This window comes from Micromonospora sp. TSRI0369 (assembly GCF_001905625.1).
GTDB lineage: Bacteria > Actinomycetota > Actinomycetes > Mycobacteriales > Micromonosporaceae > Micromonospora > Micromonospora echinospora_A.
Genome location: NZ_LIVU01000003.1, coordinates 431,197 through 458,002 on the forward strand (window position 1 = coordinate 431,197; position 26,806 = coordinate 458,002).

General features: G+C 74.0%; 18 protein-coding genes. 10 read left to right on the forward strand and 8 right to left on the reverse strand.

Translation table 11 applies throughout. The annotated features are described in order from the left end of the window. Positions 1-66 precede the first annotated feature (66 nt). From AMK25_RS10830 to katG, 5 genes are all read left to right on the forward strand, one after another. Positions 67-1,719, forward strand: a complete 1,653-nt coding sequence (locus AMK25_RS10830; protein ID WP_083664705.1) for a class I adenylate-forming enzyme family protein — start codon at positions 67-69, stop codon at positions 1,717-1,719. 45 nt (positions 1,720-1,764) lie between these two features. Beyond that, a complete protein-coding gene (locus AMK25_RS10835) occupies positions 1,765-2,241 on the forward strand; it encodes a hypothetical protein (protein WP_073828056.1) in 477 nt (158 codons plus the stop codon). A 343-nt stretch (positions 2,242-2,584) separates the two neighbouring features. Then, positions 2,585-3,586 (forward strand): glycoside hydrolase family 11 protein, encoded by a 1,002-nt coding sequence (locus AMK25_RS10840; RefSeq protein WP_073828058.1) that lies wholly within the window; start codon positions 2,585-2,587, stop codon positions 3,584-3,586. A gap of 133 nt (positions 3,587-3,719) precedes the next feature. Then, the gene (locus tag AMK25_RS10845; protein ID WP_073828060.1) at positions 3,720-4,148 is read left to right on the forward strand and encodes a Fur family transcriptional regulator; all 429 of its coding nucleotides are present in this window, start codon (positions 3,720-3,722) and stop codon (positions 4,146-4,148) included. A 23-nt stretch (positions 4,149-4,171) separates the two neighbouring features. Continuing rightward, positions 4,172-6,448 carry a catalase/peroxidase HPI gene (gene katG / locus AMK25_RS10850; RefSeq protein ID WP_073828062.1) on the forward strand — a complete coding sequence of 759 codons (2,277 nt, stop codon included), beginning with the start codon at positions 4,172-4,174 and terminating at the stop codon, positions 6,446-6,448. 59 nt (positions 6,449-6,507) lie between these two features. On the opposite strand, the gene AMK25_RS10855 is transcribed toward katG, so the two are convergent. After that, positions 6,508-6,846 (reverse strand): hypothetical protein, encoded by a 339-nt coding sequence (locus tag AMK25_RS10855; protein ID WP_073828064.1) that lies wholly within the window; start codon positions 6,844-6,846, stop codon positions 6,508-6,510. A 416-nt stretch (positions 6,847-7,262) separates the two neighbouring features. On the opposite strand from AMK25_RS10855, the gene AMK25_RS10860 reads away from it, so the two are divergent. Further along, complete coding sequence (locus tag AMK25_RS10860; RefSeq protein ID WP_073828066.1) at positions 7,263-9,452, forward strand: carbohydrate-binding module family 20 domain-containing protein; 2,190 nt, start codon at positions 7,263-7,265, stop codon at positions 9,450-9,452. Between the two features lie 53 nt (positions 9,453-9,505). Here the strand turns inward: AMK25_RS10860 and AMK25_RS10865 are convergent, their stop codons facing one another. Next, complete coding sequence (locus tag AMK25_RS10865; RefSeq protein ID WP_073828068.1) at positions 9,506-10,027, reverse strand: RICIN domain-containing protein; 522 nt, start codon at positions 10,025-10,027, stop codon at positions 9,506-9,508. A gap of 194 nt (positions 10,028-10,221) precedes the next feature. On the opposite strand from AMK25_RS10865, the gene AMK25_RS10870 reads away from it, so the two are divergent. Next, positions 10,222-12,996, forward strand: coding sequence for a helix-turn-helix transcriptional regulator (locus tag AMK25_RS10870; RefSeq protein WP_073828070.1), 2,775 nt, complete (start codon positions 10,222-10,224; stop codon positions 12,994-12,996). On the opposite strand, the gene AMK25_RS10875 is transcribed toward AMK25_RS10870, so the two are convergent. The 4 genes from AMK25_RS10875 to AMK25_RS10890 form a co-directional block, all read right to left on the reverse strand. Further along, positions 12,924-14,144: an MFS transporter gene (locus AMK25_RS10875; RefSeq protein ID WP_073828072.1), complete on the reverse strand. Its 1,221-nt coding sequence runs from the start codon at positions 14,142-14,144 to the stop codon at positions 12,924-12,926. The two genes, AMK25_RS10870 and AMK25_RS10875, sit on opposite strands and share 73 nt — an antisense overlap. Positions 14,145-14,221: 77 nt before the next feature. Then, entirely contained in the window at positions 14,222-14,695 is a 474-nt protein-coding gene (locus AMK25_RS10880; protein WP_083664706.1) for a hypothetical protein, read from the reverse strand. Between the two features lie 34 nt (positions 14,696-14,729). Beyond that, complete coding sequence (locus AMK25_RS10885) at positions 14,730-14,918, reverse strand: hypothetical protein (RefSeq protein WP_013286843.1); 189 nt, start codon at positions 14,916-14,918, stop codon at positions 14,730-14,732. Between the two features lie 41 nt (positions 14,919-14,959). Then, positions 14,960-15,766: a hypothetical protein gene (locus AMK25_RS10890; protein WP_241826320.1), complete on the reverse strand. Its 807-nt coding sequence runs from the start codon at positions 15,764-15,766 to the stop codon at positions 14,960-14,962. Between the two features lie 113 nt (positions 15,767-15,879). On the opposite strand from AMK25_RS10890, the gene AMK25_RS10895 reads away from it, so the two are divergent. Both AMK25_RS10895 and AMK25_RS10900 read left to right on the forward strand, forming a co-directional pair. Continuing rightward, a complete protein-coding gene (locus AMK25_RS10895) occupies positions 15,880-18,537 on the forward strand; it encodes a cation-translocating P-type ATPase (protein WP_073828075.1) in 2,658 nt (885 codons plus the stop codon). A 32-nt stretch (positions 18,538-18,569) separates the two neighbouring features. Next, positions 18,570-19,451 carry a universal stress protein gene (locus tag AMK25_RS10900; protein WP_073828634.1) on the forward strand — a complete coding sequence of 294 codons (882 nt, stop codon included), beginning with the start codon at positions 18,570-18,572 and terminating at the stop codon, positions 19,449-19,451. 13 nt (positions 19,452-19,464) lie between these two features. On the opposite strand, the gene AMK25_RS10905 is transcribed toward AMK25_RS10900, so the two are convergent. Both AMK25_RS10905 and AMK25_RS10910 read right to left on the reverse strand, forming a co-directional pair. Next, positions 19,465-19,764: an STAS domain-containing protein gene (locus AMK25_RS10905; RefSeq protein ID WP_073828077.1), complete on the reverse strand. Its 300-nt coding sequence runs from the start codon at positions 19,762-19,764 to the stop codon at positions 19,465-19,467. After that, a complete protein-coding gene (locus AMK25_RS10910) occupies positions 19,761-23,912 on the reverse strand; it encodes a SpoIIE family protein phosphatase (protein WP_073828078.1) in 4,152 nt (1,383 codons plus the stop codon). The genes AMK25_RS10905 and AMK25_RS10910 overlap by 4 nt, the downstream gene beginning before the upstream one ends. A 293-nt stretch (positions 23,913-24,205) precedes the next feature. Here AMK25_RS10910 and rph point away from each other — a divergent pair, with 293 nt between their 5' ends. Next, positions 24,206-26,779, forward strand: a complete 2,574-nt coding sequence (gene rph / locus AMK25_RS10915) for a rifamycin-inactivating phosphotransferase (RefSeq protein WP_073828081.1) — start codon at positions 24,206-24,208, stop codon at positions 26,777-26,779. The last annotated feature ends 27 nt before the right edge of the window (positions 26,780-26,806 follow it).

Sequence of the window (26,806 nt, forward strand, 5' to 3'; positions counted from 1 at the left end):
CCCCGCTCGGCGGCCGGTACGCCGGCGGCGCGGCCGTGACGTGTGTCAGCTGAGGAGGCGACTCGTTTGGGTGCCGACAACTTCCGCGCGACGCTGGCGGCCGACATGGAGCTGGGCGCGGGCAACGTGCTGCTCCGGCTGGCCGAGCACGGCGCCGACATGGACATGCCCCGGGTGACGTTCGACGTCGACGTCGACGGCATCCCGGCCTGGACGCCGCTGTCACTCGCCACCCTGACCGAGCGGGTCGCGGCGCGGGCGGCGTGGTTCCGGGCGCGCGGCGTCCGCCGGGCCGACCCGATCGCGGTGTACGTGACCTCCGCGCCCGACGTGTTCCTCAACTTCCTGGCGCTGACCTGGCTCGGCGCGATCCCGGCGCTGATGAACGGCAACATGCCGATCGAGCTGGCGGCCGAGTTCGTGCGGCGGCTGCGCGGCGCCGGGGTGGTGATCGACGCCGACCACGCCGCCCTGGCCGAGCACGACCTCGGCGCGCCGGTCCTCGGCGACGCGGCGCACACCGGCGCCGGCGACCCGGCGCAGGCCCCGCCGCACCACCGGCACCATCCGCAGGACCCGGTGGTCATCACCCACTCCTCGGGCACCACCCGGGTGCCGGCGGCGATCGTCCATTCGCACCACGGCCTGTTCGCCGCGATCCGCGCGGTCCGGCTCACCGAGTCCCGGCCGTACGGCGAGGTACGGGAGATGTCCGCGCTGCCGGCCGCGCACGCCGCCGGCATCATCACCCTCAACCAGGCGCTCTGCAACGGCTACCAGTTGCTCTGCCTGTCCGCGCAGGGCGGCCCGTTCGCGCGCAGCGCCGAGACGATCCTGGACGCGATCGAACGGTGGCGCCCCACCGGCGTGTTCGGTTTCGCGGTGACCTGGTCCGAGCTGGCCCGCGTCGACCTCACCACCCGCGACCTCAGCTCGGTGCGCAACTGGTTCAACACCGGCGACTGCGCGCACGAGTCGCACGTACGCCGGCTGGTCGCGGTCGGCAGCCACCCCGCGTACACCCGCGACGGCATGGTCGACGTCCCCGGATCGAAGTTCGTCGACATGCTCGGCTCCACCGAGATGGGGCACGGCGCGTTCCGGATCACCCACCGGCTGGGCAGCGACCGCTACGACCGCTGCGTCGGCAAGCCGTACCCGTTCGCCGAGATCGCGCTGCTCGACGTGGACACCGGCGAGGAGGTCGCGCCGGGGCAGGTGGGGCACGTCGGCCTGAGGTCGCCGACGCTGGCGCTCGGGTACTGGAACGACTCGGTCACCACGTACCGCACCCGGCTGGGCGGCTACTACCTCACCGGCGACCTGATGTACCGCGACGCCGACGGGAACTACCACCACGTCGACCGGGCCAGCGACGCGGTCGACCTGGGCGGGGGGACCTGGCTGTACACAGCGCTGTCCGAGGAGCGCGTCCTGCGGCACTGCCCGGACGTCCGTGACTGCACAGTGGTCGCGGCGGCGGGGGAGGACGGCACGACAGTGACCGACGTGCTGCTCCTGCTCGCCGAGGACGCGGATCCGGCGCGCGACCGTACCGACCGGGTGCGGGCCGCGCTCGGCCCGGCGGTGGCCGCGACGCTGCGCCGGGTGGTGACCGTCCCCGACGCCGACGTGGTGATGGGGCCGACCGGCAAGGTCCGCAAGTTCCTGATGCGACAGCGCCTGCTCGCCGGCGCCGCGGCGCCCGGCGCGGGCTGACCCGGGGGAGATCGACACCTGGCGCGGCCGTGCCAGAATCTGGCCGTGTCCTACCTCCCCTCGCAGCCGTACCCGCCGATGCACGGTGTCGTCCCGCTGATCGCCTACCCGCATCCGATCGCCCCGCCGCCGGGCTGCGGAGTGCTGGTGGTATCGGTGAACCGGGGGCCGTACATGATTCCCGCGCCGGTCACCAGCCGCTTCAAGATCGACCGCCAGTTGGTCGCGATCCCGGGCGAGGGTACGTGGCACGTCGCCGTCCCGGCCGGCGGGCACGACGTCCGCTACACCGACTTCATGGGCGTGCCGCTGATGACCACGTCGCTCATGGTCCAGCCGGGAGCCGCCCACCACCTCGTGTTCCGCTTCGGCGGGTGGCGCAACCGGGTCCACGACGGGTACGGAGCCGACGTGACGCGGTTCGGCCTGTGGTCGAACTACACGGTCGCCCTCGTCACGCTCGTCGTCGGCGGGGTGATCTGCTGCGGCGTGTTCGGGTTGCTGCTGGGCTCGACCGGATAGCGGTGCCCGGCGCGGGCCGGCCTTGATCCGGAAAGCCACCGAAACTTCCGGCCGCCATCACTCCATCAGCTCGCTCGCGAGGCCCTCGGCGTGGTCGCGCCAGGCTTGCGCGGCAGCGCTACGACCGATTTGTGATAGTTCGGGTTTCCACAACATTTCCGGAACTTGTTGACACGGTGAATCGATCCTCCAATACTGTGGCCATCGGCGTATCTCGATTGACGTCGATGTCCGTCCACCGCCTGGCGCGGCGTCGCCCGTCCCGCCGTCCATCAGGGACGAGCGCTCACAGCTCGCGCCACCCGGCTGGCCGCGCCAGCCGTCAGAGGGAGGAAACCCGTCCATGAACGACGCCCCCGTCCGCACGGGCATCCGCAGGCGCGGACGCCTCCGGATGCTCTTCGGCGGCGCCTGTGCCGTGGCGCTGATCGCCGCCGGGACGACGGCGGTCACGTCCGGCCCGGCCTACGCCGACACCACCGTCACGTCGAACTCGACCGGCACCAACAACGGCTACTTCTATTCCTTCTGGAAAGACAGTGGCAACGTCTCCATGACCATGGGCAACGGTGGTCAGTACAGCACCCAGTGGAGCAACATCAACAACTTCGTCGCCGGCAAGGGCTGGAACCCGGGCGGCCGCCGCACGGTCAGCTACTCCGGCAGCTTCAACCCGTCCGGCAACGCGTACCTGACGCTCTACGGGTGGACGCGCAACCCGCTCGTCGAGTACTACATCGTCGACAGCTGGGGCAGCTGGCGCCCGCCGGGCAGCGGCTACATGGGCTCGGTGTCCTCCGACGGCGGCACGTACGACGTCTACCGCACCCAGCGGGTCAACGCTCCCTCGATCGAGGGCACGCGGACGTTCTACCAGTACTGGAGCGTCCGTCAGCAGAAGCGCGTGGGTGGCACCATCACCTCGGGCAACCACTTCGACGCCTGGTCCCGCTACGGCATGAACCTCGGTTCGCACGACTACCAGATCCTGGCCACCGAGGGCTACCAGAGCAGCGGCAACTCCAACATCACGATCGGCGGGACCGGCGGGGGCAACCCGACCACCCCGCCGCCGAACAACGGTGGCTGCACGGTCAGCGTCAGCCGGGCCGAGGAGTGGGGCGACCGGTTCAACGTGACCTTCTCGGTCAGCGGCACCAGCAACTGGGTCGTCAACATCCAGACCCAGGGCGGCCAGAGCCTGCAGAACAGCTGGAACGCGTCGGTCAGCGGCACCAGCGGCACGCTCACCGCACGTCCCAACGGCAACGGCAACAACTTCGGCATCACGCTCTACAAGAACGGCAACAGCAACACGCCCACCGCGAGTTGCTCAGCCGCCTGAACCCTCTTCCGGGGAGGGGGTGCCGCGCCTGGCGCGGCACCCCCGTTTTCGTGTGTGCGGACGGTCGCGGTGGCGGCCGACACACCTGGGCAAAAACTTGATTCATTCCAAAAGACCGGGCTAAGGTCGTCGCATGACGGCCGACTTCGAGACGCAGCTCCGGGCGGTCTCGTTGCGGGTGACCCGGCCCCGGCTGGCGGTGCTCGCGGCGTTGCGCGACCACCCGCACGTCGACACGGACACCGTGATCGCGCTGGTCCGCGCAGAGCAGCCCACCGTGTCCCACCAGGCGGTCTACGATGTGCTGCGGGCACTCACCGACGCCGGCCTGATCCGGCGCATCCAGCCGGCCGGCGCCACGGCCCGCTACGAGTCTCGGGTGGGGGACAACCACCACCACGTCGTGTGCCGTTCCTGTGGCGCCATCGCCGACGTCGAGTGTGCCGTCGGCGGCGCCCCCTGTCTCACCGCCTCCGACGACCACGGTTTCGTGGTGGACGAGGCGGAGGTCGTCTACTGGGGCACCTGCCCCGGCTGCGCGGCCGACCGCACCGCCCAGTGATCCGCCAGTTCGGAAGGAAACAGATGAGCGACACCCAGGACAACCGGCCCGTCAGCCCGCAGGGCGTGGACGCCAAGGAGGCGGCCGGCTGCCCGGTCGCGCACGACTCCGTGACCGCGCACGGCAGCGAGAGCGAGAACCCGGCGATCGACTCGCCGACCCCGAAGACCGGCGGTCGTCCGCGTACCAACCGCGACTGGTGGCCCAACCAGCTCGACCTGTCGGTGCTGCACGCCCACTCGCACAAGGGCAACCCGCTCGGGCCGGACTTCAGCTACGCCAAGGAGTTCGCCAAGCTCGACGTCGAGGCGCTCAAGCGGGACATCGCCGAGGTCCTCACCACCTCGCAGGACTGGTGGCCGGCCGACTTCGGCCACTACGGCGGCCTGATGATCCGGATGAGCTGGCACGCCGCGGGCACTTACCGCATCGAGGACGGCCGCGGTGGCGCCGGCGACGGCGGCCAGCGGTTCGCCCCGCTGAACAGCTGGCCGGACAACGCCAACCTGGACAAGGCCCGCCGGCTGCTCTGGCCGGTCAAGCAGAAGTACGGCCAGAAGATCTCCTGGGCCGACCTGCTGGTGCTCGCCGGCAACGTCTCGCTGGAGTCGATGGGCTTCAAGACCTTCGGCTTCGGCTTCGGCCGTGAGGACGTCTGGGAGCCGGAGGAGATCTTCTGGGGTCCCGAGGACGCCTGGCTCGGCGACGAGCGGTACGCCTCCGAGAAGGACATGGTGGCCGGCGTCGGCGCGACCGAGATGGGTCTGATCTACGTCAACCCGGAGGGCCCGCGCGGCAACGCCGACCCGCTCGCGGCGGCGCACTTCATCCGCGAGACGTTCCGCCGGATGGCGATGAACGACGAGGAGACCGTCGCGCTGATCGCCGGCGGCCACACGTTCGGCAAGACCCACGGCGCTGGCCCCGCCGACCAGCACGTCGGCCCCGAGCCGGAGGCCGCGCCGCTGGAGGCGCAGGGCCTGGGCTGGCTCAGCACGTACGGCAAGGGCAAGGGCGGGGACACGATCACCAGCGGTCTCGAGGTGACGTGGACCGACAAGCCGACGCAGTGGTCCAACCGGTTCTTCGAGATCCTCTTCGGCTACGAGTGGGAGCTGACCACCAGCCCGGGTGGCGCCAAGCAGTGGGTCGCCAAGGACGCCGAGGCGATCATCCCGGACGCCCACGACCCGTCGAAGAAGCACAAGCCGACGATGCTGACGACCGACCTGTCGCTGCGCGTCGACCCGGCGTACGAGAAGATCTCCCGCCGCTTCCTGGAGAACCCGGACGAGTTCGCGCTCGCGTTCGCCAAGGCCTGGTACAAGCTGCTGCACCGTGACATGGGCCCGGTCAGCCGCTTCCTCGGCCCGTGGGTGCCCGAGGCCCAGCTGTGGCAGGACCCGGTGCCGGCCGTCGCGCACGAGCTGGTGAGCGACGCCGACGTCGCGGCGCTCAAGGCGAAGGTGCTGGAGTCCGGCCTCACCATCGCCCAGCTGGTCTCCACCGCCTGGGCCTCGGCCGCGAGCTACCGCTCCACCGACAAGCGCGGTGGCGCCAACGGCGCGCGGATCCGGCTGGAGCCGCAGCGCAACTGGGAGGTCAACCAGCCGGAGCAGCTCGCCACCGTGCTGGCCACCCTGGAGGGCATCCAGCAGGAGTTCAACGCCGCGGGCGGCGCCCAGATCTCGCTGGCGGACCTGATCGTGCTGGCCGGCTCGGCCGCTGTCGAGCAGGCGGCGCGGGACGCCGGCGTCGAGCTGACCGTGCCGTTCCACCCGGGGCGTACCGACGCCACCCAGGAGCAGACCGACGTCGAGTCGTTCCGGGTGATGGAGCCGCGCGCCGACGGGTTCCGCAACTACCTGCGGCCGGGCGAGAAGACCCAGCCGGAGGTGCTGCTCATCGACCGGGCGTACATGCTGAACCTGACCGCGCCGGAGATGACCGTGCTGGTCGGCGGCCTGCGCGCGCTCGGCAACAACGTCGGCGGCGCGTCGCACGGCGTGCTCACCGACCGGCCCGGCGTGCTCACCAACGACTTCTTCGTCAACCTGCTCTCCCCGGGCACCCGGTGGAAGGCGTCGGAGTCCGAGGAGCACGTGTACGAGATCCGGGACCTGGCGACCGACCAGGTGAAGTGGACCGCGACCGCGGTCGACCTGATCTTCGGCTCCAACTCGCAGCTGCGGGCGCTCGCCGAGGTCTACGCCAGCGACGACGCGCGGGAGAAGTTCGTCCGCGACTTCGCCGCCGCCTGGACGAAGGTCATGGAGCTGGACCGCTTCGACCTGGCCTGATCCGCCGGATACCAGCGAGCCCCGGTCCGTCGCGCCGCGACGGGCCGGGGCTCGTCCGGTCAGCCGTGCAGCGTACGGCTCGGTGGGATGCCGAACACGGACCGGTAGTGGGCGGTGAACCTGCTGTGGCTCAGGAAACCCAGCGGGTGGCGATCCGGCTGACGGTCTCGCGCCGCGGATCGCGTCTGCGTGCCGGAGCCGCTGTCCCGGATCAGGTTGCCGCGTACGGTGACCGAGTCGCAGGCGGCGTTCAGCGCGACACCTGCGCGGTGCTCCGGGCACGCCGGCAGTTCGTACCGCGTGCCGGGCGCCGGGATGGTCGGCGCTCCGGGCCCGGCCGTCGCCCGCGTACGCGGCGCTCCGGGGACGGCGTGCGGGCGGACCCCGAAACCGGCCACGGCACCTCCCCCCGGTCGGGCGGCGCGCACGGGCACGGCGCGTGCGCCGTCCGTCGCGTGAGCGGGATCTACGCCCACGGTACGTGGCCCACGGCCTCGGGCCGGCCGATTCGGCGAGTGTGCACGCGGCCGGGCCGCAAACGTTGGAAAAAATGCTCGGAAGTTGCGGCCGTCTCGCGAGACGGCCCTGTCGTCCCGAGCCGCGGGACTCGTGCCGGAGGGTGGATCACGCCGTCCTACATGGATAGACCCCAGGTAGAAGGCCATCCAAGCGCATCAGTGTTGCCTGCGGGTTTCGAAAACTTTGCCGCAAGCTCTTGCAAAGACTTTCATGGATGACGCATGGTGTTCGCTACCCGGGACGGCCGCCCCACCCCCGCTCACCCTTTCGAACCCACGGAAGAGGTCCCCCAACCATGCAATCCGTCAGGCCACACCCCCGTGGCCGTGCCGGTCGCCTGCTGCTCGCCGCCGCGCTCGTCGCGGCGGGCGGTACGGTTGCCGTCGCGGCTGCCACCACCGCCGCACCCGCCCGCGCCGCCGTCGTACTAAACGACAGCGAGGTGACCGCCAACCTCTGGGAATGGAACTGGACCTCGGTCGCCGCCGCCTGCACCGACCACCTCGGACCCGCCGGCTACGGCGCGGTGCAGGTGGCACCGCCGCAGGAGTCGGTGAAGCTGCCCGCCAGCGCCGACGGCGCCTACCCCTGGTACGAGGTGTACCAGCCGGTGTCGTACAAGCTGGACAGCCGGTTCGGCAACCGCCAGCAGTTCGCGGCCATGGTCAACGCCTGCCACGCCGCCGGTGTGCGCGTCTACGTCGACGCGGTGGTCAACCACATGGCCGGCACCAACAACCCGGCCGGTACGCGCGGCTACGCCGGCACCGAGTTCTCCGGCTACAGCTACCCGGCCGTGCCGTACGGCGACGGCGACTTCCACCGCCCCGGCGACAACTGCCCGACCGGCGGCGCCATCAACGACTGGAACAACGAGGCCCAGGTGACCAGCTGCGAGCTGCTGTCGCTGTCCGACCTCTACACCGAGAAGGAAGCGGTCCGGAACAAGATCGCGGCGTACCTCAACGACCTGATCGGGCTCGGCGTCGACGGCTTCCGGGTCGACGCGGTCAAGCACATCCGCAAGGACGACTTCGCGGCCATCCTCGGCAAGCTGAACAACACCGTCGTCGAGGGCCGGCGGCCGTACGTCGCGCAGGAGATCTTCGACGGGGCGAGCAACCCCGCGTTGCAGGCCCGCGCGTACATCGGCAACGGCGACGTGCTCGACTTCGCGTACGCCAAGGGCATCCGTTCGGCCTTCCAGGGCTCCATCTCGGCGCTGGCGAACGTGCCGAACTGGAACCTCGACGCGCCCGGCGCCAACGTCTTCTCCATGGTCACCAACCACGACCTGGAGCGCGACGGCGTGGTGCTGTCGTACAAGAACGGCACCGACTACGTGCTGGCCAACTACTTCGCGCTGGCCTACCCGCACGGCAAGCCGTCGGTCTACGACAGCTTCACCTGGTCCAACCGCAACCAGTCCCCGCCGCACGACGGCACCGGACGGGTCACCGACACGGTCTGCGGCACCGCCTGGACCTGCCTGAGCCGCACCACCGGCGTCAAGGGCATGGTCGGCTGGGCCAACGCCGCCCGGCCGGTGAAGACCGTCTCGGACTTCACCACGGTCAACAGCAACGTGATCGGCTTCCACCGCGGCGACCGGGCCTGGATCGGCATCAACGACTCCGGCTCCGCCACCACCGCCACCTTCGCCACCGGCCTGGCCGACGGCCGGTACTGCGACGTCATCTCCGGCGTCGCCACCGCGAGCGGCTGCACCGGCGGCACGGTGACCGTGTCCGGCGGCCGGGCCACCGTGACCCTCCCGGCCAACGACGCGGTCGCGATCCACGTGAACGCACGTGCCGGCGCGAGCCCGTCCCCGACGGCCTCCCCGACCGCGTCCCCGTCAGCCTCGCCCACTGTCAGCCCGGGTGACCGGATCGCCACCACGTTCACCGTCACCGCGAATCTGGCCGCCGGGCAGGACGTCCGGGTCGTCGGCAGCGTCCCCGCGCTCGGGTCGTGGACGCCCGCGGGCGGCGTCAAGCTGGCCGCGCAGGGCGGCGGCGTCTACCGCGCCACTGTCGACCTGCCCCGGTCCACAGCTGTGGAGTACAAGTTCGTCAAGCTGACCGCCTCCGGCGCGGTCACCTGGGAGTCCGGCGCGAACCGGACGCTCACCACCCCGCCCTCCGGCACGTACGCGGTGACCGAGACATTCCGCGGTGACACCGTCTCCACGACTGTGGCCACCACGTTCTCCGTCACCGCTACCACCGCCTACGGGCAGAACGTGTTCGTGGTCGGCAACACGCCGGCGCTCGGCAGCTGGAACCCGGCGGCGGCCGTGGCGCTCTCGTCGGCCGCGTACCCGGTCTGGCGGGCCACAGTCGACCTGCCCGCGAACACCGCTGTCGAGTACAAGTACGTCAAGAAGAACCCGGACGGGACGGTGACCTGGGAGTCCGGCGCGAACCGGACGCTCACCACGCCGGCCGGCGGCACCCGCGACGTCACCGACACCTGGCGCTGACGATCGTGCGGCCCGTCCCCCTCACCCCCGGGGACGGGCCGCATCCGCGCCGGTCAGACGGCCGCGAACGACCAGACCTGGGCCGGATTGCCGAACCCGGTGCAGCGGTAGATCTGGACGGTCGCGCCGTCGGCGTCCGATCCGCCCCGCACGTCCATGCACCGGCCACCGATCTGCGACTTGATCTGGTGCACCCCCGCGAACGAGTTCGGGTCGACCGTCCACTTCATGCTCGACGTGCCGGTGCAGGCCCACTGCTGCAACGGTGTGCCGTCGGCGTTGACCCCGTTGCGGACGTCCACGCACATGCCGCTGAACTGGTTGACGAACGTGTAGGCGTCCCTGCCCACCGGCGACCAGCGCTGCACGGCCTGGCCGTCGCAGGTGCGCTGCGCGACCCGGCCGCCGAGCGACGACGGGGCGTCGGACCGGTCCACCTCCAGGCACTTGCCGCTGCCGTAGTTGACGATGGCGTAGTGGCCGCTCGCGGCCTGCGCCGGCGGGCCGGACGCCACCCCGAACCCGGTGGCGAGCAGTCCCGCCGCCAGCACCCCGGCCGCTCTCTTCCCGATCATGGTGTCTCCCCTCGGAGTCGTGTCGCCGTCCCGGATCCGCCGATGGACACCGGCCGGACGACTGGGGAAGACGCTAGGGATCCGCGACGGCCTCCGGATCCGGGTTCCTCCTAGTCGACGAGGGCGCGCGGGCACCCTGTCGGGTTCGCGTCGCGCCCGCCCGTCCGGACCACACCGGCGGCTAGCGTGCGGTCATGGGCAGCGGACCGGCGACGGCCGGTGCCGTCGGCACGGCCACGGACACCGGTGAGGACGCCCTTCTCGGACGCGCCGACGAGTGCCGGCGGCTCGGCGCGCTGCTGGCCGACGCGGTCGACGGTCACGGCGGCGCCCTGGTGCTGCGCGGTGCGGCGGGCGTGGGCAAGACGGCGCTGCTGGAACACTGTGCCGCGCGGTCCGCCGGGATGCGGGTGCTGCGCGCCACCGGCGTGCCGTTCGAGGCGGAGCTGCCGTTCTCCGCGCTGCACGAGCTGGCGCGCCCGCTGCTGCACCGGCTCGGCGATCTGCCCGCGCAGCAGGCCGACGCGCTGCGTACCGTCTTCGCCATCGACGGCGGTTCCCGCCCGGTCAACCGGCTCGCCGCGTACGTGGCGACGCTGAGCCTGCTCACGACGGCGGCCGAGGACACGCCGGTGCTCTGCCTGGTCGACGACGCGCACTGGATCGACCCGGCCTCCGCCGAGGCGTTGCTGTTCACCGCCCGGCGGCTGCTCGCGGACCGGGTCGCCGTCGTCTTCGCGGCCCGCGACGCTCCCGCGTTCCCCGCGCCCGGCCTGCCGGAGCTGCCGCTGACCGGTCTGGCGCGGGACGACGCGATCCGGCTCGCCATGCGCGCCGGCCTGGACCGCCGGGTCGCCGCCGACCTGGCGGCGGCCACCGCCGGCAACCCGCTCGCGCTGACCGAACTGCCGGCGACGCTGTCCGAGGAGCACCGCAACGGGTGGCTGCCGCTGCGGGAGCCTCTCGTGCTCGTCGAACGCATCGAGATGACCGTCCTGGCGCACGCCCGCGGACTGCCCGACGACACGTGGCGTGCGCTCGTCGCCTGCGCGGTCACCGAGGCCACCACCCCGGCGCTGCTGGAGCGGATCCTGGCGGCGGACGGGCTGCGCCTGGGCGCGCTGGACCCGGCGGTCGACGCCGGGCTGATCCGGGTGACCGACCGCGAGGTGACGTTCCGCCACCCGCTGACCCGCGCCGCGGTTCACTCGGTCGCCGGCCCCGGCCGGCGGCGGGCCGCCCACCTGGCGGTGGCCGCCGCGCTCACCGGCGACGACACCGCCGACCGCCGGGCCTGGCATCTCGCGGCCGCCACCACCGTGCCCGACGAGGGCGTCGCCGCGTTGCTGGCCGGATCCGCCGAGCGGGCGCAACGCCGGGGCGGGGTGGTGGCCGAGGCACGGGCGTACGAGCGGTCCGCCCGTCTCACCCCGGACCCGGACGTACGGGCGTCGCGGCTCGCCGCCGCGTCCCGCGCCTGGGCGAACGCCGGCGCGAGCCGGCACGCGATGACGCTGGGGGAGGAGGCGATCGGGCTGACCGGCCGCGCCGACCTGCGTTGCCGGGTCAAGCCGTTGCTCGCCCATCTGGCGCAGCAGCACGGTGACACGGCGGGCGCCGAGGCGTACCTGGCCGACGCGCAGGCGTACGCGCAAGCGGATCCGCTCGGCGCGGCCCGGCTGATGAGCGCCCGCGTCAACCAGTTCTGGGCGCGGCTGGACGTCACCGGCATGGTGCCGCTGTGCGCGCGGGTGGCCGAGCTGGCCGCCGCGGACGCCGGCGCGACCTGGCCGAAAGGGCCGATCCGGCTGGCCGCGGCACAGGTGCTGGCCGGGCTGCCCGAAGGGGTCGCGTCGGCCCGTGCCCTGGTCGCCGCCTGCGCCGGCCACGCCGACGGCTCGGCGGCGGAGCTGGCCGAGGTGTTCTGCTGGATCGGGGAGCACGACACCGCGCGGGCGCTGCTGGAGCCGGAGGTCGAGCGGGCGCGCGCCACCGACGACGTGTTCCTGCTGGCGTACGCGCTACCCCGGCTCGCCGGGCTGGAGTGGCGCACCGGCCGGCTGCACGCGGCGTACCAGGCCGCCGCCGAGGCGGTCCGGATCGCCGAGCAGGTGGCGCTTCCGGTGCTGCGGGCGGAGGCGCTGGCCGCGCTGGCTCTGGTGGAGGCGCTGCTCGGCGATGAGCCGGAGGCGCTCGCGCACGTCGACGACGCCCGTCGGCTCCTGCCCGGCGAGTTCCGGGAGATCGAGGTCCGGCTGCGGTACGCCGCCGGGATCGCGGCGGTGGTGGGTGCGCGCTGGCACGACGCTGTGACCGAGCTGGAACGGGTCCGCCGGGCCCAGCGCGACGGCGGCATCGCCGAACCGGGGTGGCTGCCCGTCGCGGCCGAGCTGGCCGAGGCGTACGCGCACCTGTCCGACCCGCAGCGGTCGGCGCGGCGGCTGCGCGACCTGGCCGGGGCCGGCGGTGCCGCCGCCCGCGCCGCCGCGGCGCGCGTCGGGGGCCTGCTCGCCGGCGAACCAAACCTGGACGAGGTCTTCGCGGCGGCGCTGGCCCGGTGCGATCCCGCCGTCGTCCCGCTGGAACGAGCCCGGACGCTGCTCAGCTACGGGCAGCGGCTGCGCCGGGCACGGCGCCGCCGGGACGCGCGGGTCCAGTTGCACGCCGCGCTGCGGTTGTTCGAGGCGCTCGGCGCGCAGGGCTGGGCTGGGCGGTGCCGCACCGAGATCGACGCCACCGGCCGGCGGCCGCCGGACCCCGGCGACCGGACCGGCGACCGGCTGACCGGCCAGGAACGCCTGATCGCCCTGCACGCGGCGGAGGGCCTGACCAACCGGGAGATCGCGGCCCGGGTCTTCCTGTCACCGAAGACCGTCGAGTACCACCTCGGCAACGTCTACCGGAAGCTGCGGCTGCGCTCCCGGCCGGAGCTGATCCGCCACCTGTCCGGCCCACCGGCCGCAGGCTGACGAACCGGCCGGACGGCCACCGCCAGCGCCGCGGCCAGGCACGCCACGGCGGCTGCCACCATCGGCGGCCGGCCGCCGACGGCGACCGCCACCGACCCGAGCGGGATGGCCAGCGTGATCGGGCCGAACATGACCGTGTTCGCCGTCCCGGCGACCCGCCCGAGCATCGCCTGCGGCGTGTACGTCTGCACGGCGGTGACCGCCGCGACGAGCGTCCACGGCAGGCCGACGCCGATCACCACCGAGGCGGCGAGCGTGCCCGGCCACCACGGCAGGCAGCGTCCCAGGCAGCCGGCGGCGAACAGGACGGCGCCGGTGACCCCGACCGCGATCTCGCCGTGGCGGCGGACGAGCCGCCCGACTACCAGCCCGGCGAGCAACGAGCCGCCGCCCTGCGCGCTGGCCAGCACGCCGAGGAAGGTCGACGGCAGCGCCAGGCCCGTCACCACCACGTCGTACAGCGCCGCGGTGGTGAAGCCGGACATCGCGATGGACACCGCCGCGAGCGCCACCGGTACGCGTACCGCCCGTCGGGCCAGCAGCGCGGCGAGTCCGTCGCGCACCCCCGCCGCGGGCGCGGTCGGGAGAGCGGGTTCCGCCCGGGTCAGACGCAGCGCGCCGTACAGAGCGGCCACGAGCACCGGTACGACGGCGGCGAGCACCGCGACGACGTGCCCGCCCCGCCACGCGTACAGGCCCGCCCCGGCCAGCGGCGCCACCAGTTTCATGCCCTCCTGCGCGCTCGACCGCCAGCCGTTGACGTCGGCCAGCCGGGCCGGGGGGAGCGCGGCGGGCAGCAGCGCGGTCTCGCCGGCGTCGACGAGCACGTAGCCGATCCCGTACGCGAGTGAGACGGCGTAGATCAGCCACGCGTCGCCGGGCCCTCGAACCGCAAGCAGGCTCAGCAGCGCGGCGGCGAGCGTGAGGTCCACGCCGATCACCAGGGGCCGCCGGGGCACCCGGTCGAGCAGGCCGCCGAGCCACGGGCCGGCCAGGGTCGGTGCGTAGACGCAGAGGCCGGCCAGCGCGGCGAGCCCGGTGGAACCGGTCAGGTCCAGGATCCAGATGCCGGAGACCAGGGCCATGGCGCTTCCGCCCAGGCCGGACAGCAGTGAGATGGCCACGAACAGGCAGGCGTTGCGGCGCATGGGATCCCCCGAGAGTTGAGCCTGGAGGACTCATCCTCGGGACCTGAGTCGCCGTGGGGCAATACTTCGCGCCTACGTCAATGTCCTGTTGACAGGGCCGCCGTGATGCGCCCGGCGGCGTCGCGTGCCGGAGCCGGCAGCCGGGACCCGGCCCCGGCCAGGTCGTCGGCGAGGTGCGCGGCCAGCGCGTACAGCGGCCCGGCGGTGGCGTCGAGCGCGAGCGCGCAGGTGCGGCGCGTCAACGCCGCGCGGGGGAAGCGGGCGTCCCACGAGCGGTCCGCCTCGATCCAGCGGTGCAGGTCGGTGACGGCGGCCCGGAGCGCCGGCACGTCGGGGGAGCAGGCCGGGTCGAGCCGGGTCACGCGGGCCCGCCGGGCCGCCGCGAGACGCTGCCGGCGCTGCTCGGCGGCCTGCCGGCTGCCCAGGCCCAGCGCCCGCGCGATGTCGGCCCAGGTGGCGCCGTCGTGCCGGGCCCGGTCGATCAGGTCCAGCTCGCGGTCGTCCAGCCGGACACGGGTCGCGGCGATCTCGGACAGGCCGGCCAGGCTCACTCGTCAACGCTACATTGACATGGGCCCGAGAAGGTCAGTCCTCCGGGACGCCCGGTCCCACCTCGCCGCGCGCCAGGCGCTCGGCGTTGCGGTCGGCCTCGCTCTCCGCGTTCTCCGCCCCGGCGCCCGGGTCCCGGGTCCGCCGCCCCTCGGCGTCCTGGAACACCTGCCCGCGCTCGAGCGCGCCCTCCTGTTGCCGCTGGAACTGCTCCGGATCAGTCATGACCGTCAGGTGCCCCGGCGGCCGCGCGGCAAACCGGCACGTCAGCGCGGCGGCGCCAGGTACAGGGCGGTCCGGCAGCCGGTCTCGCCCGGCTCCAGCCAGATCCGGTCGTACCCGGGAGCCTCGATCTTCCCGGCCGGGGTGCGGACCAGCAGGAGGCAGTCCCGTTCGGCCGGTACGCCGACGGCGGCGACGAGCGCACCGTCGCGCGCTGTCGTGTCGACGGTGATCCAGTCCTGCGGGAACGCCGCCCGCACCGCGCCCGCCAGCGTCTCCGGGGTGGCGGTACGCAGCACGGCGGTGAGCCGTTTCTGCCCGTCCTCGGGCACCCTCGGCACCGGCGCGGCGGTGGGTGGCGAGGGAGCGGGGCCGCTCGGACAGTCGATCTCGTGGTACGTCGTGTAGCGGTAGAGCTCGAACTCGTAGCGGTAGCAGCGCGTGGCCTCACCGGCGCTGTTGCTCGCGCCACCGATCGACAGCGGCGGCTGCTCCGGCACCGTCACCACGAACCGCACGTCGACGGTGGCCCGCTCGTTCCCGGCGGTGCGGCCGGACCACGCCAGCGCCTCCCGCCGGACTGTCGCACCGCCGCCCGACGCGGCGTCCTTCGGCTCCTGGACGATCTCGGCCGCCGCGATCGACCCGGCGTCCCGCGCCCGGTTGCGGTGGCCCAGCTCCGTGTTGAGCTGCTTCGCCTCCGCCGCCGCGGTGTCGCGCGCCAGCGCGTCGCCGCTCTCCTCCCCGATTCCCCTGCCGCATCCGGCCGACGCGAGCAGGAGCACCGCGAGCGCCCAGCGGACCGGCCGGTGACGGGGTTTCGGCCCGACGGCGCTGCGTGTCCGGTTCACCGCGCGGACGTTACCGGCGAGCCGCGCGCCGCGCTGCCCCGTTCCGCGGTGGGGGCCGTTGGTCCCGGGTCCGGCAGGCCCTCGGCCCTGCGAGCCGCGCCCCCGCACCCGGCATGCTGGGATTGCCCGGCGCGGGCGGCGACGACATGGAGGGCAATGTGGTGAGCAACGGCGGGCAGGGCACAGTGACGCCCACCGAGATCTCTCCGGCCCCCGCGAGCGGCCTCGGCTCGGCCGAGGCGGCCGCGCGGCTGCGCGCCGACGGGCCGAACACGGTGGCCGCGCCGCGCAAGCGCGGGCTGGCCGGGCGGATCTTCCGCCAGCTCACCGACCCCCTGGTGGCGCTGCTGCTGGCCGCCGCCGTGGTGACCACGCTGCTGCGCGACTACCCCGACACCGCGGTGATCGTGCTGGTCGTCCTGATCAACACCGCGATCGGCGTGGTGCAGGAGGTACGCGCCGACCGCGCGGTGGCGGCGCTGGACCGGCTCGCCGCGCCGACGGCCCGGGTGGTCCGTGACGGCCGTGACCTCGTGCTGCCCGCCGCCGACCTGGTCCGGGGCGACCTGGTCCGGCTGGAGGCCGGCGACGTGGTGCCCGCCGACCTGGACCTCACCGACGCCGTGCGGCTCAGCCTGGACGAGTCGGCGCTGACCGGTGAGTCGGTGGCGGTGACCCGGGTCGCGGGGGAGGAGGCGAGCGCCGGCACTGTGGTCACCACCGGCCGCGCCACCGGAACCGTGGTACGCACCGGCGCGGCGAGCGCGCTCGGCCGCATCAGCGCCCTGGTCGCCGCGACCCGCCCGGCGCCCACTCCGCTGCAACGCCGCCTGTCCTCGCTCGGCCGGGTGCTCGGCCTGACCGCCGTGGTGCTCTCCGGGCTGGTCTTCGCGATCGGCGTGTTCGACGGACGCCCGGTCACGCAGATGGCGGTCACCGCGGTGAGCCTGGTGGTGGCGGCCGTACCGGAGTCGCTGCCCGCCGTCGTCACGCTCGCGCTCGCCCTGGGCGCGCGCCGGATGGCCGGCAGCCGGGCCATTCCCCGGCGGCTGCACGCGGTGGAGACCCTCGGTTCGGTCACCGTGATCGCCTCCGACAAGACCGGCACGCTCACCGAGGGCCGGATGGCGGTGCAGCACGCCGTCGTGCCCGGCCGCGACCGCTACGCCGTGACCGGCACCGGCTACGCGCCCGACGGCGAGGTGCACCACCGGGGCGAGCCGGTGAGCGCCCCTGACGAGCTGCGCGGCCTGGCCCGCGCCGGACTGCTCTGCAACGACGCCACGCTGACCCCGCCGACCGACGAGCGGCCGGAGTGGACAGCGATCGGCGACCCGCTGGAGGCGGCGCTCGTCACGTTCGCGGCCCGCTGCGGCCTGGACCCGGAGACCACCCGCGAGGCCTGGCCCCGGGTGGCGGAGGCGCCGTTCGACCAGGACCTGCGCCGCATGACGACGGTGCACCGCCGCTGCGACGGGCGCTACCTCGTGGTCTGCAAGGGCGCGCCGGAGAACCTGCTGGCCCCGCCGCTGATGGACGCCGGCGCCGGGGAGCTGGCCGAGCTGACCGACGCCGCGCACCGGCTCGCCGCCGAAGGACTGCGGGTGCTGGCGGTCGCCTCCGCCGTGGTCGACACCGCGCCGGACCCGGCCCGGCCGACCGGCCTGCGCCCGCTGGGACTGGTAGCGGTCGGCGACCCGCTGCGCGCGGCGGCCCCCGGCATCGCCGCGGGCTTCGAGGAGGCCGGCATTCGGCTGGTCCTGATCACCGGCGACCACCCGGCGACCGCCGCCGCGATCGGCGGCCGGCTCGGCCTCTGGCGCGACGGCGACCCGCTCGCCAACGGCGACGACGGCGACCCGGGCGGCGCCCACCCCGACACCCGGGTGTACGCGCGGACCCAGCCGGAGCAGAAGCTCGACATCATCGCCGGCCTCCAAGACCGGGGACACGTGGTCGCGATGACCGGCGACGGCGTCAACGACGCCCCGGCGCTGCGCCGCGCCGACATCGGCGTGGCCATGGGCGGCGGCACCGAGGTCGCCCGGCAGGCCGCCGACCTGGTGCTCGTCGACGACGACCTCACCACAGTGGCGACCGCCATCGGCGAGGGCCGCCGGATCTACGACAACATCCGCCGGTTCCTGCGCTACGCGCTCGCCGGCGGGGTCGCCGAGATCGCGGTGATGCTGCTCGGCCCGCTGTTCGGGCTGCCCGTACCGCTGCTGCCGGCACAGATCCTCTGGATCAACCTGCTCACCCACGGCGTACCCGGGGTCGCGCTGGGCGCGGAGCCGGCCGAGCCGGGCACGCTGAGCCGCCGGCCCCGCTCGCCGCAGGAGTCGGTACTCGGCGGCGGCCTCGGCCGGGACGTGCTGGTCACCGGCGCGCTCATCGCCGCCGCGACGCTCGGCGCCGGCGTGTGGGCCGCGGCGGCGGACCGGCCGTGGCAGTCGGTGGTCTTCGTGGTGCTCGGCCTGGCGCAGCTCGGCGTTGCGCTGGCCGTCCGCGCGATCCGTACCCCGGGCTCCCGTGAGCGCAACCTCGCGCTGCCGGTGGCGGTCGCCATCTCCGCGGTTCTCCAGGTGGCGGGCGTGCTGCTGCCGCCGCTGCGCGAGCTGCTCGGCACGTCCCCGCTCAGCGCGCTCGACCTGCTCGCCTGCGCCGCGATCGGCGTACTGCCCGGGCTGGTGCTGCGGCTGACCCGCCGCTTCCACGGGACCAACGGCCCGCGGGTCGAGACCCCGGACCCTGTCCGGCCGGCCGCCTGACGGGCAGGCTGAGACCAGTGAAGGAGGACGACATGACAATCCACTCGCAGGCCCCCGTCGTGGTGGGCGTGGACGGCTCCGCCGCCTCGCTGGACGCGGTCCGGGTGGCCGCCCGCGAGGCCGCCGACCGGAATCGGCCGCTGCAGGTGGTGCACGCGTTCATCTGGCCGCTGACCCGCGCGCCGCTCACCCCGGCCCCGGGCGCGCCCGCCGGCGCCGGCCTGCGCAACCAGGCCGAACGTTGCGTCGCCGAGGCGGTCGCCGAAGCCGCCAAGGTCGCGCCGGACGTACCCGTCACCGGTGTGGTCGTCGACGGCGCGCCGGCGGCGGTGCTGGTCGCGGAGTCCCGCGACGCCGCGCTGGTCGTGCTCGGCCACCGTGGCCTGGGCGGCTTCGCCGGCCTGCTGATCGGTTCGGTCACGCTCCAGGTGTCCGCCCGCGCCCACTGCCCGGTGCTGGTGACGCGCGGCGAGGCGCGCGCCGACGGCCCCGTCGTGGTCGGTGTGGACGGCTCCGAGCTGTCCACCGCGGCGGTCGGCTTCGCGTACGAGGAGGCCGCCCGCCGGGACGCGCCGCTGGTCGTGGTGCACGCCTGGCTCTATCCCACCCCGCTCGGGCCCGGCGACATCCTGCCCCTGGTGTACGACCCGGCGGAGCTCGCCGAGGAGTCCCGGCGGGTGGTCGCCGAGTCGATCGCCGGCTGGGCCGAGCGCTACCCGGACGTGCCGGTACGGCAGCGGTCGGTCCGCGGCGCCCCGGCCCGGGTGCTGGTGGAGGAGTCGAAGTCCGCCCGGCTCGTCGTGGTCGGCGCGCACGGGCGGGGCGCGCTGGGCGGGCTGCTGCTCGGCTCGGTCAGCCACGCGGTGCTGCACCACGCCCAGTCCCCGCTGGTGATCGTGCGCAACGCCTCCTGACCGCGCGGCGACGTCAGGCGCGGCGGACGGTGGTGAGGTCGGCCAGCCCGGAGATGGCCAGCAGCGGCTCCAGCATCGGACCGGCGATCAGCGCGATCCGGTCGGCGTGCGGGAACAGCGCGGCCAGCCCGGCGCTGTCCAGGTACTCGACCTTCGTGAGGTCCACGACCAGGGGTTCGCCCTCGGGCCGTACCGCCTCCGCCAGCGCCTCGGCGAACGAGGACGCGTTGCTCATGTCGATCTCGCCGACGGCGGTCAGCACGCGCACGCCGTCGGGGCGGTCGCTCGTGGTCAGAGTCAGGGACGCGCTCATGCGGTGATCCTCGCCTGCATGTCGACTGTGGTGCCGGTGGCCCCCGGGGTGACGCTGATGTTGTCCATCAGCGCGCGCATGAGCACGAGCCCTCGGCCGCGGTGCGGGTCGGGAGCCTGCTCCCGTTCCCGCCAGTGACCGCTGTCGGTGACGCTCAGGCGCAGGTTGTCGGCGGTGGCGGCGGCGCGCAGCCGGATCCGCCCGCCCGGGTTGTCGCGGTGCCCGTGCTCGATGGCGTTGGCGCACGCCTCCCCGGCCGCCACCAGGACGTTGTAGGCGTGGGCCGGGGCCAGCCCGCAGCGGTCCAGCCAGCCCCGCAGCGCGCTGCGCACCTCGGCCAGCCGCGTCGACTCGGCCGGGAAGTCCAGCTCCAGCGGCCCGGGGTGGCGGTAGAGCAGCAGCGCCACGTCGTCGTGGTAGCCGCCGTCGGGGGTGAGCCGCTCCATGATCTCGGTGGCGAGCACCTCCACCGGCGCGTGGTGTCCCTGCTGGATGGCGTCGGTGGCGCGGGCGATGCCGACGGTGATCGGCTGGCGGCGGCGTTCCACCAGGCCGTCGGTGTAGAGCATCAGGGTGGCGCGCGGCGGCACCGTCGCCTCCGCCTCCGGGCGTTCCTCACCCGCACGCACGGCCAGCGGCCGGGACCGGCCGTGCTGCAGGAGCTGCGGCGTGCCGTCGGCGCCGACCACGATGGCCGGTGGGTGACCGGCGCTGGAGTAGCGCATCAGGCCGGTGGCCGGGTCGAGGACGCCGCAGAAGACGGTGGCGCAGGACGCGCCGGGAAGCAACGCGGCGAACCGGTCCAGCGCCGCCAGCGTCCGGGCCGGGCCGGGGTCCTGCAACAGCAGGGCGCGGCAGGCGCTGCGCAGCTGCCCCATCACGGTGGCGGCCCCCAGGCCGTGTCCCACGCAGTCGCCGACCACGATGCCGATGCGCCCGTCCGGCAGCTCCACCGTGTCGTACCAGTCGCCGCCGACCTTCAACGGCACCGCGGCGGGGGAGTACCGCACGGCGAAGCCGGCGGGCAGTTGCGCCGGGCCGAGGATCGCCCGCTGCAGGGCCAGCGCCGTCTCCCGCTGCTGGTCGATCTGGTGCACCCGGTGCAGTCCCTGACCGATGTGGCCGGCCAGCAGCGCCAGCAGGGTCTGGTCCTGCTCGGTGAAGGGCCGCTTCTCGCCCAGGTCGATCCAGAGCGCCATGGTGCCGTGCGGGTGCTCGACGGCGATGCCGGCGCCGTGCGTACGTGTCGCCACCGGCGTCAGCAGCGGGGTGTCCCGCAGCGCGAGCAGAGCCTGCCGGCGTTTGCCGGGCAGCGTCTCCCACCGGGTCGCCGGGTCGGTGGCGGTCACCAGGGGGGCGGGCTCGTCACCGAAGACGGCGGTGAGCACGCCCGCGGCCCGCCACAGCTTGCGCAGCTCGTCCAGTACGCCGAGCAGCGCGTCGGTGAGGTCGTCGGCCTGGGACAGCCGCATGCTGAGCCCGGCCAGGGCGGTCTCCCGCTGGACGGCGTAGTGCTCGGCGGTCACGTCGCGGAACGTGCCCACGATCATCCGCCGGCCGCTGTCCGGGTCGTCGACCTGGTTGAACGCGGCCGAGATCCAGATGCGGTGCCCGTCGCGGTGGGTCACCGGCACGGTGTAGGTGCCCCGGGACTGGCCGACCAGCAGGGAGAACGCGGCGGCCACCTGGCGGTGCGCCTCGGGTTCGGCCTCCTGATCCGGCCACCACGGCTGCACCGCCGGATAGGGCAGGCCCTCGGTCCCGTAGCCGAGGATGTCGGTGAACGCCGCGTTGATCTCGACCACGGCGCCGTCCTCGTCGCAGACGAAGAACGCCTCCTGCAACGAGTCGACGAGCGCGGTGCGCCAGCGGGCGTGGTGGTTGCGCAGCCTCGCCAGCTCCACGTTCGCGCGCACGCGGGCCAGCAGCTCGGCGGCCGGGAACGGCTTGACCAGGTAGTCGTCGGCGCCGGCCTCCAGCCCTTCGATCGAGGCCTCCTGACCGGCGCGGGCGGACAGCAGCAGCACCGGGGTGCCGGCCGTACGGGGGTCGGCGCGCAGCGCGGCCACCAGTTGCAGGCCGTCGAGCCGGGGCATCATCACGTCGCTGACCACGAGGTCGTGCCGCCGCGCGCGGGCGGCGTCCAGCGCGGCCCGCCCGTCGGCGACCGTGTGCACCTCGTGCCCGGCCGAGCGGAGCAGCCGGGCGAGGTACTCCCGCATGTCGGCGTTGTCGTCGGCCACCAGGACGCGGGCCGGCGCCCCACCGGGCAGCGGCTGGACCGGCCCGTCCGCCGCGGCCGGGTCGTCCCCGCCGGCCGAGGCGCCCGGGTCGGCGGGCAGCCAGCGCAGCGCCTCCTGCACGAACGGCTCGGCGGACACGGGCGTGCGGCCGGCGGCGGCCGGGGCGAGCGCGTCGGCGGGCAGGTGGGCGGTGCCGAACGGCACCCGGACGGTGAAGGTGGTGCCGCCGCCCACTGTGCTGTGGGCGTCGATGTCGCCGCCGTGCAGCGAGATCAGCTCCTTGACCAGGGCGAGGCCGATCCCGCTGCCCTCGTCGGAGCGGGAGCGGGCGTTCTCGATGCGGTGGAACCGTTCGAACAGGCGCGGCATCTCCTCGGCGGGGACGCCGATGCCGGTGTCGGCGATGCGCAGCACGGCCATCCCGTCCTCGGTGCGCATCAGCACCCGCACGGTCCCGTCGAAGGTGAACTTCAGCGCGTTGCTGAGCAGGTTGAGCACCACCTTCTCCCACATCCCCCGGTCCACGTGCACCGGTTCGGGCAGGGGCGGGCAGTCGACCTCGAAGGAGAGTCCGGCGCGCTCGATCGCCGACCGGAAGATGCTGGCCAGGTCGGCGGTCACCGCGGCCAGGTCCACCGGCTCGTAGCGGGCCTGCATCCGGCCCGCCTCGATCCGGGAGAAGTCGAGCAGGCTGTTGACGAGCTTGCCCAGGCGAAGCCCGTTGCGGCGGATGACGTCCAGCTCCGCGCGGACCCGCTCGTCGGCGTCGCGCAGCCGGCCGCGCAGCTCGTCCACCGGTCCCATGATCAACGTCAGCGGGGTGCGGAACTCGTGACTGATGTTGGAGAAGAAGGCGGTCTTGGCGCGGTCCAGCTCGGCGAGCTCCTCGGCCCGCCGCTGCTGCGCCTGGTAGCTGCGGGCGCTGGCGATGCCGGTCGCCAGGTGCCCGGCGGTCAGCTCCACGAAGCCGCGGTAGCCGTCGTCCAGCGCCCGGTAGCGGTTCAGCCCCGCCACCAGGAACCCGTACGGCGCGCCGCCCTGCTGCCGCAGCGGCACCACCAGCGCCTCGGCCGGCGGGGCGGGCCAGACACCCGCGGGGAGGTCGGCGAAGGCCGGGCCGTCGAGCGCCACCCGTACCGACTCGCCCTCGGTGAGGGCGCCGGCGGGCCACGGGGCGGCGGGGTCGGTGAGGGACAGCATGGCCGGGGCCGCCGGGTGGCCGGCCGCCAGCCCGGTCGCCTCCACCAGCCGGGCGTCGCCGCCGTCGTACAGGTAGGTGAGCGTGAACGGCAGGTCCTGCTGGTTGCGGGCCAGCTGGCGGCTGACGAACGTGAGCGTCTCCTGCTCGGTGCGGATGACGCTCGGGTCCGAGCCGAGGTCGCGCAGCGTCGCCATCCGCCGCTCGCCGATGACCCGTTCGGTGTCCTCGCTGACCACGCAGAGCATCCCGACCAGGCTGCCGTCGTCGTCGCGCAGCGGGCTGTAGGAGAACGTGTGGTACGTCTCCTCCCGGTAGCCGGCACGCTCCAGGAACAGCAGCAGGCCCTCGTCCCAGGTCGCCTCGCCGGTGCGCAGCACGGTGTCGATGCGGGGGCCGATGTCGTCCCAGATCTCGGTCCACACCTCGTTCGCCGGGCGGCCCAGCGCCCACGGGTACTTGCGGCCGAGCGTGTCCCGCCGGTAGGCGGCGTTGCAGAAGAACGTCAGCTGCGGACCCCAGGCCATCCACATCGGGAACCGGGAGGACAGCAGGATCCGCACCGAGGTCCGCAGGCTCTGCGGCCAGGTGTCCGGCGGCCCGAGCGGGTGCGCGGACCAGTCGACCCGCGCCAGGTCCGGCCCGATCTCACCGTCGACGGCGAAGACGTCGGCGCGCGTATGCGGGTCGGTGTCAGCGCCGCTCATCGCCCGAGTCTCCCCCACCCCGTCCGATCCCGCTCGTCCGGGCCGCGTCGCGGCCTCGTGATCGCTTCTTGCCCCGTCGCGCCCCCGGCACTCCACCCGGGGCGGGGAGATCTGACTCACGTGACGGCGGCGGGTCAGGGCAGGGGTTCGTGGTGCGGCAAAACGAAAGGCAAGGAGACAGATCTCCTCGCCACCATCAATGTATATCGCACCCCGGGTCTTGCCGCAAGGCCCCGGTGATGCCGCAGAATCATCGGCCGGTGCGGGTTGAGCTGCGAAAACGGGGGCACGGCATGACCGGACGGTACGTGTGGCAACTGCACGAGGTGGACGAGGCGCGGATCGTCGGCGGCAAGGGCGCGCACCTGGGGGCGCTGACGCGGATCGACGGGGTGCGCGTACCCCCGGGTTTCTGCGTGACGACGGACGCCTTCCGGCTGGTGGCGCGGACGCCGGCGCTGGCCGGCCCGCTGGACCGGCTGGCCCGCGCGGACGCGGACGACCCGGCGGCGCTGCGCGCGGCCGCCGCCGACGTCCGGCGCGCGGTCGAGCGGGCCGAGCTGCCGGGCGACGTCGCGGCGGCGGTCACCGCCGCGCTGGCCGGGCTCGGCGCGGAGGCCGCGTACGCGGTGCGGTCGAGTGCGACAGCCGAGGACCTGCCGGACGCCTCGTTCGCCGGCCAGCAGGACACCTACCTCAACGTGATCGGCACGGCCGAGGTGCTGCGGCACGTCAGCCGCTGCTGGGCCTCGCTGTTCACCGACCGCGCGGTGACCTACCGGCGGCGCCACGGCATCGACGACCGCGCCGTGGACATGGCGGTGGTGGTGCAGCGGATGGTCTTCCCGGACGCCGCCGGGGTCCTCTTCACCGCCGATCCGGTCACCGGCGACCGGCGGGTGGTCTCGGTGGAGGCGGGCTTCGGCCTGGGCGAGGCCCTGGTCTCCGGCCTGGTGAACCCGGACGTGTTCACGGTGCGCGACGGCGCTGTGGTCGGCCGGACGCTCGGCACGAAGTCACGGGCGGTGCATGCGGCGCCCGGCGGCGGCACCCGGCAGGAACCCGTCGACCCGGCGCGGCAGGCGCAGCCGGCGCTGACCGACGCGCAGGCGGTACGCCTCGCCGCGCTGGGCCGGCGGATCGAGGCGTACTTCGGCTGCCCGCAGGACGTCGAGTGGGCGCTGACCGGCGACGACATCCACATCCTGCAGAGCCGGCCGATCACGACGCTGTTCCCGGTGCCGGCTGCCGCCGCCGACGGGACGTTCCACGTCTACCTGTCGGTCGGCCACCAGCAGATGATGACCGACGCGATGAAGCCGCTGGGTCTGTCGATGTGGCGGCTGACCGCCATGGCGCCGATGCACGAGGCGGGCGGCCGGCTGTTCGTCGACGCCACGCCGCACCTGTCCACCCCGGCCGGCCGTACCGCGTTCCTGGGCATGATCGGCCGGGCCGACCCGCTCACCCGGGACGCGCTGGAGACGGTCCTGGCGCGGGACGTCCTGCCGACGACGCCGGACCCGGAGCCGGCTCCGGCCGGGCCGCCGCCGATCGAGACCGATCCGGCGATCGTCGCCGGCCTCGTCGCGCGCAGCCAGGCGTCCGTCGCCGCCCTGCGCCGCGACATCGAGGGCCGCAGCGGACCGGAGCTGTTCGACTTCCTGATCGAGGCGTTCGCCGAGCACAAGCGGGTGCTCACCGATCCGGTGAGCGCCCAGGTGATCATGGCGGGGATGCAGGCCGCCTGGTGGCTCAACGACAAGCTGGGGGAGTGGCTCGGCGAACGCGACGCCGCCGACACGCTCACGCTGTCCGCGCCCGGCAACGTCACCGCCGAGATGGGGCTGGCGCTGCTCGACGTGGCCGACGTGATCCGGCCGTACCCCGAGGTGGTGGCGTTCCTGCGCGACGCCGGCGACGGGTTCCTGGACGAGCTGCCGAAACTGCCGGGCGGCGCGCAGGTGCGCGAGGCCGTCGAGGGCTATCTCGACCGGTACGGCATGCGCTGCGTCGGCGAGATCGACATCACCCGGCCACGGTGGAGCGAGCGCCCGGCCACGCTCGTCCCGCTGATCCTGGACAACGTCCGCACCTTCACCCCGGGCGCGGCCGCCCGGCGCTTCGCGCACGGCCGGGAGCGGGCCGAGGCGAAGGCCCGGGAGGTGCTGGACCGCCTGCGCGCGCTGCCCGACGGTGACCGCAAGGCCGCCGAGACGCAGCGCATGATCGACCGGGTACGCACGTTCGCCGGCTACCGCGAGTACCCGAAGTACGACATCGTCAGCCGCTACGCCGTCTACAAGCAGGCGCTGCTGGCCGAGGCCGGCCGGCTGGCCCGGGCCGGTGCGCTGGCCGATCCGGAGGACGTCTCTTACCTCACCTTCGACGAGTTCCGCGAGGTCGCGGCCACCGGGCGGGCCGACGCCGGGCTGATCCGGCGGCGCCGCGAGGAGTTCCGGGCGCACCAGGCGCTCACTCCGCCCCGGGTGCTCACCTCCGACGGGGAGGCGCTCAACGGCTCGTACCGGCGCGACGACGTGCCCCCGGGGGCCCTGGCCGGGCTGGCGGTCTCGGCCGGCGTGGTCGAGGGGCGGGCGCGGGTCGTGACGGACCTGACCCGGGCCGACGTGGAGCCGGGCGACATCCTCGTCACCGCGTACACCGACCCGAGCTGGACGCCGCTGTTCGTGGCCGTCGCGGGACTGGTGACGGAGATCGGCGGCCTGATGACGCACGGCGCGGTGATCGCCCGCGAGTACGGCCTGCCCGCGGTGGTGGCGGTGCCGGACGCGACCCGGCTGATTCCCGACGGCGGGCGGATCCGCGTGCACGGCACCGACGGGTACGTCGAGCTGCTGTCCTGACGGCCGGTCCGGGTCCCGGTTTGCCCC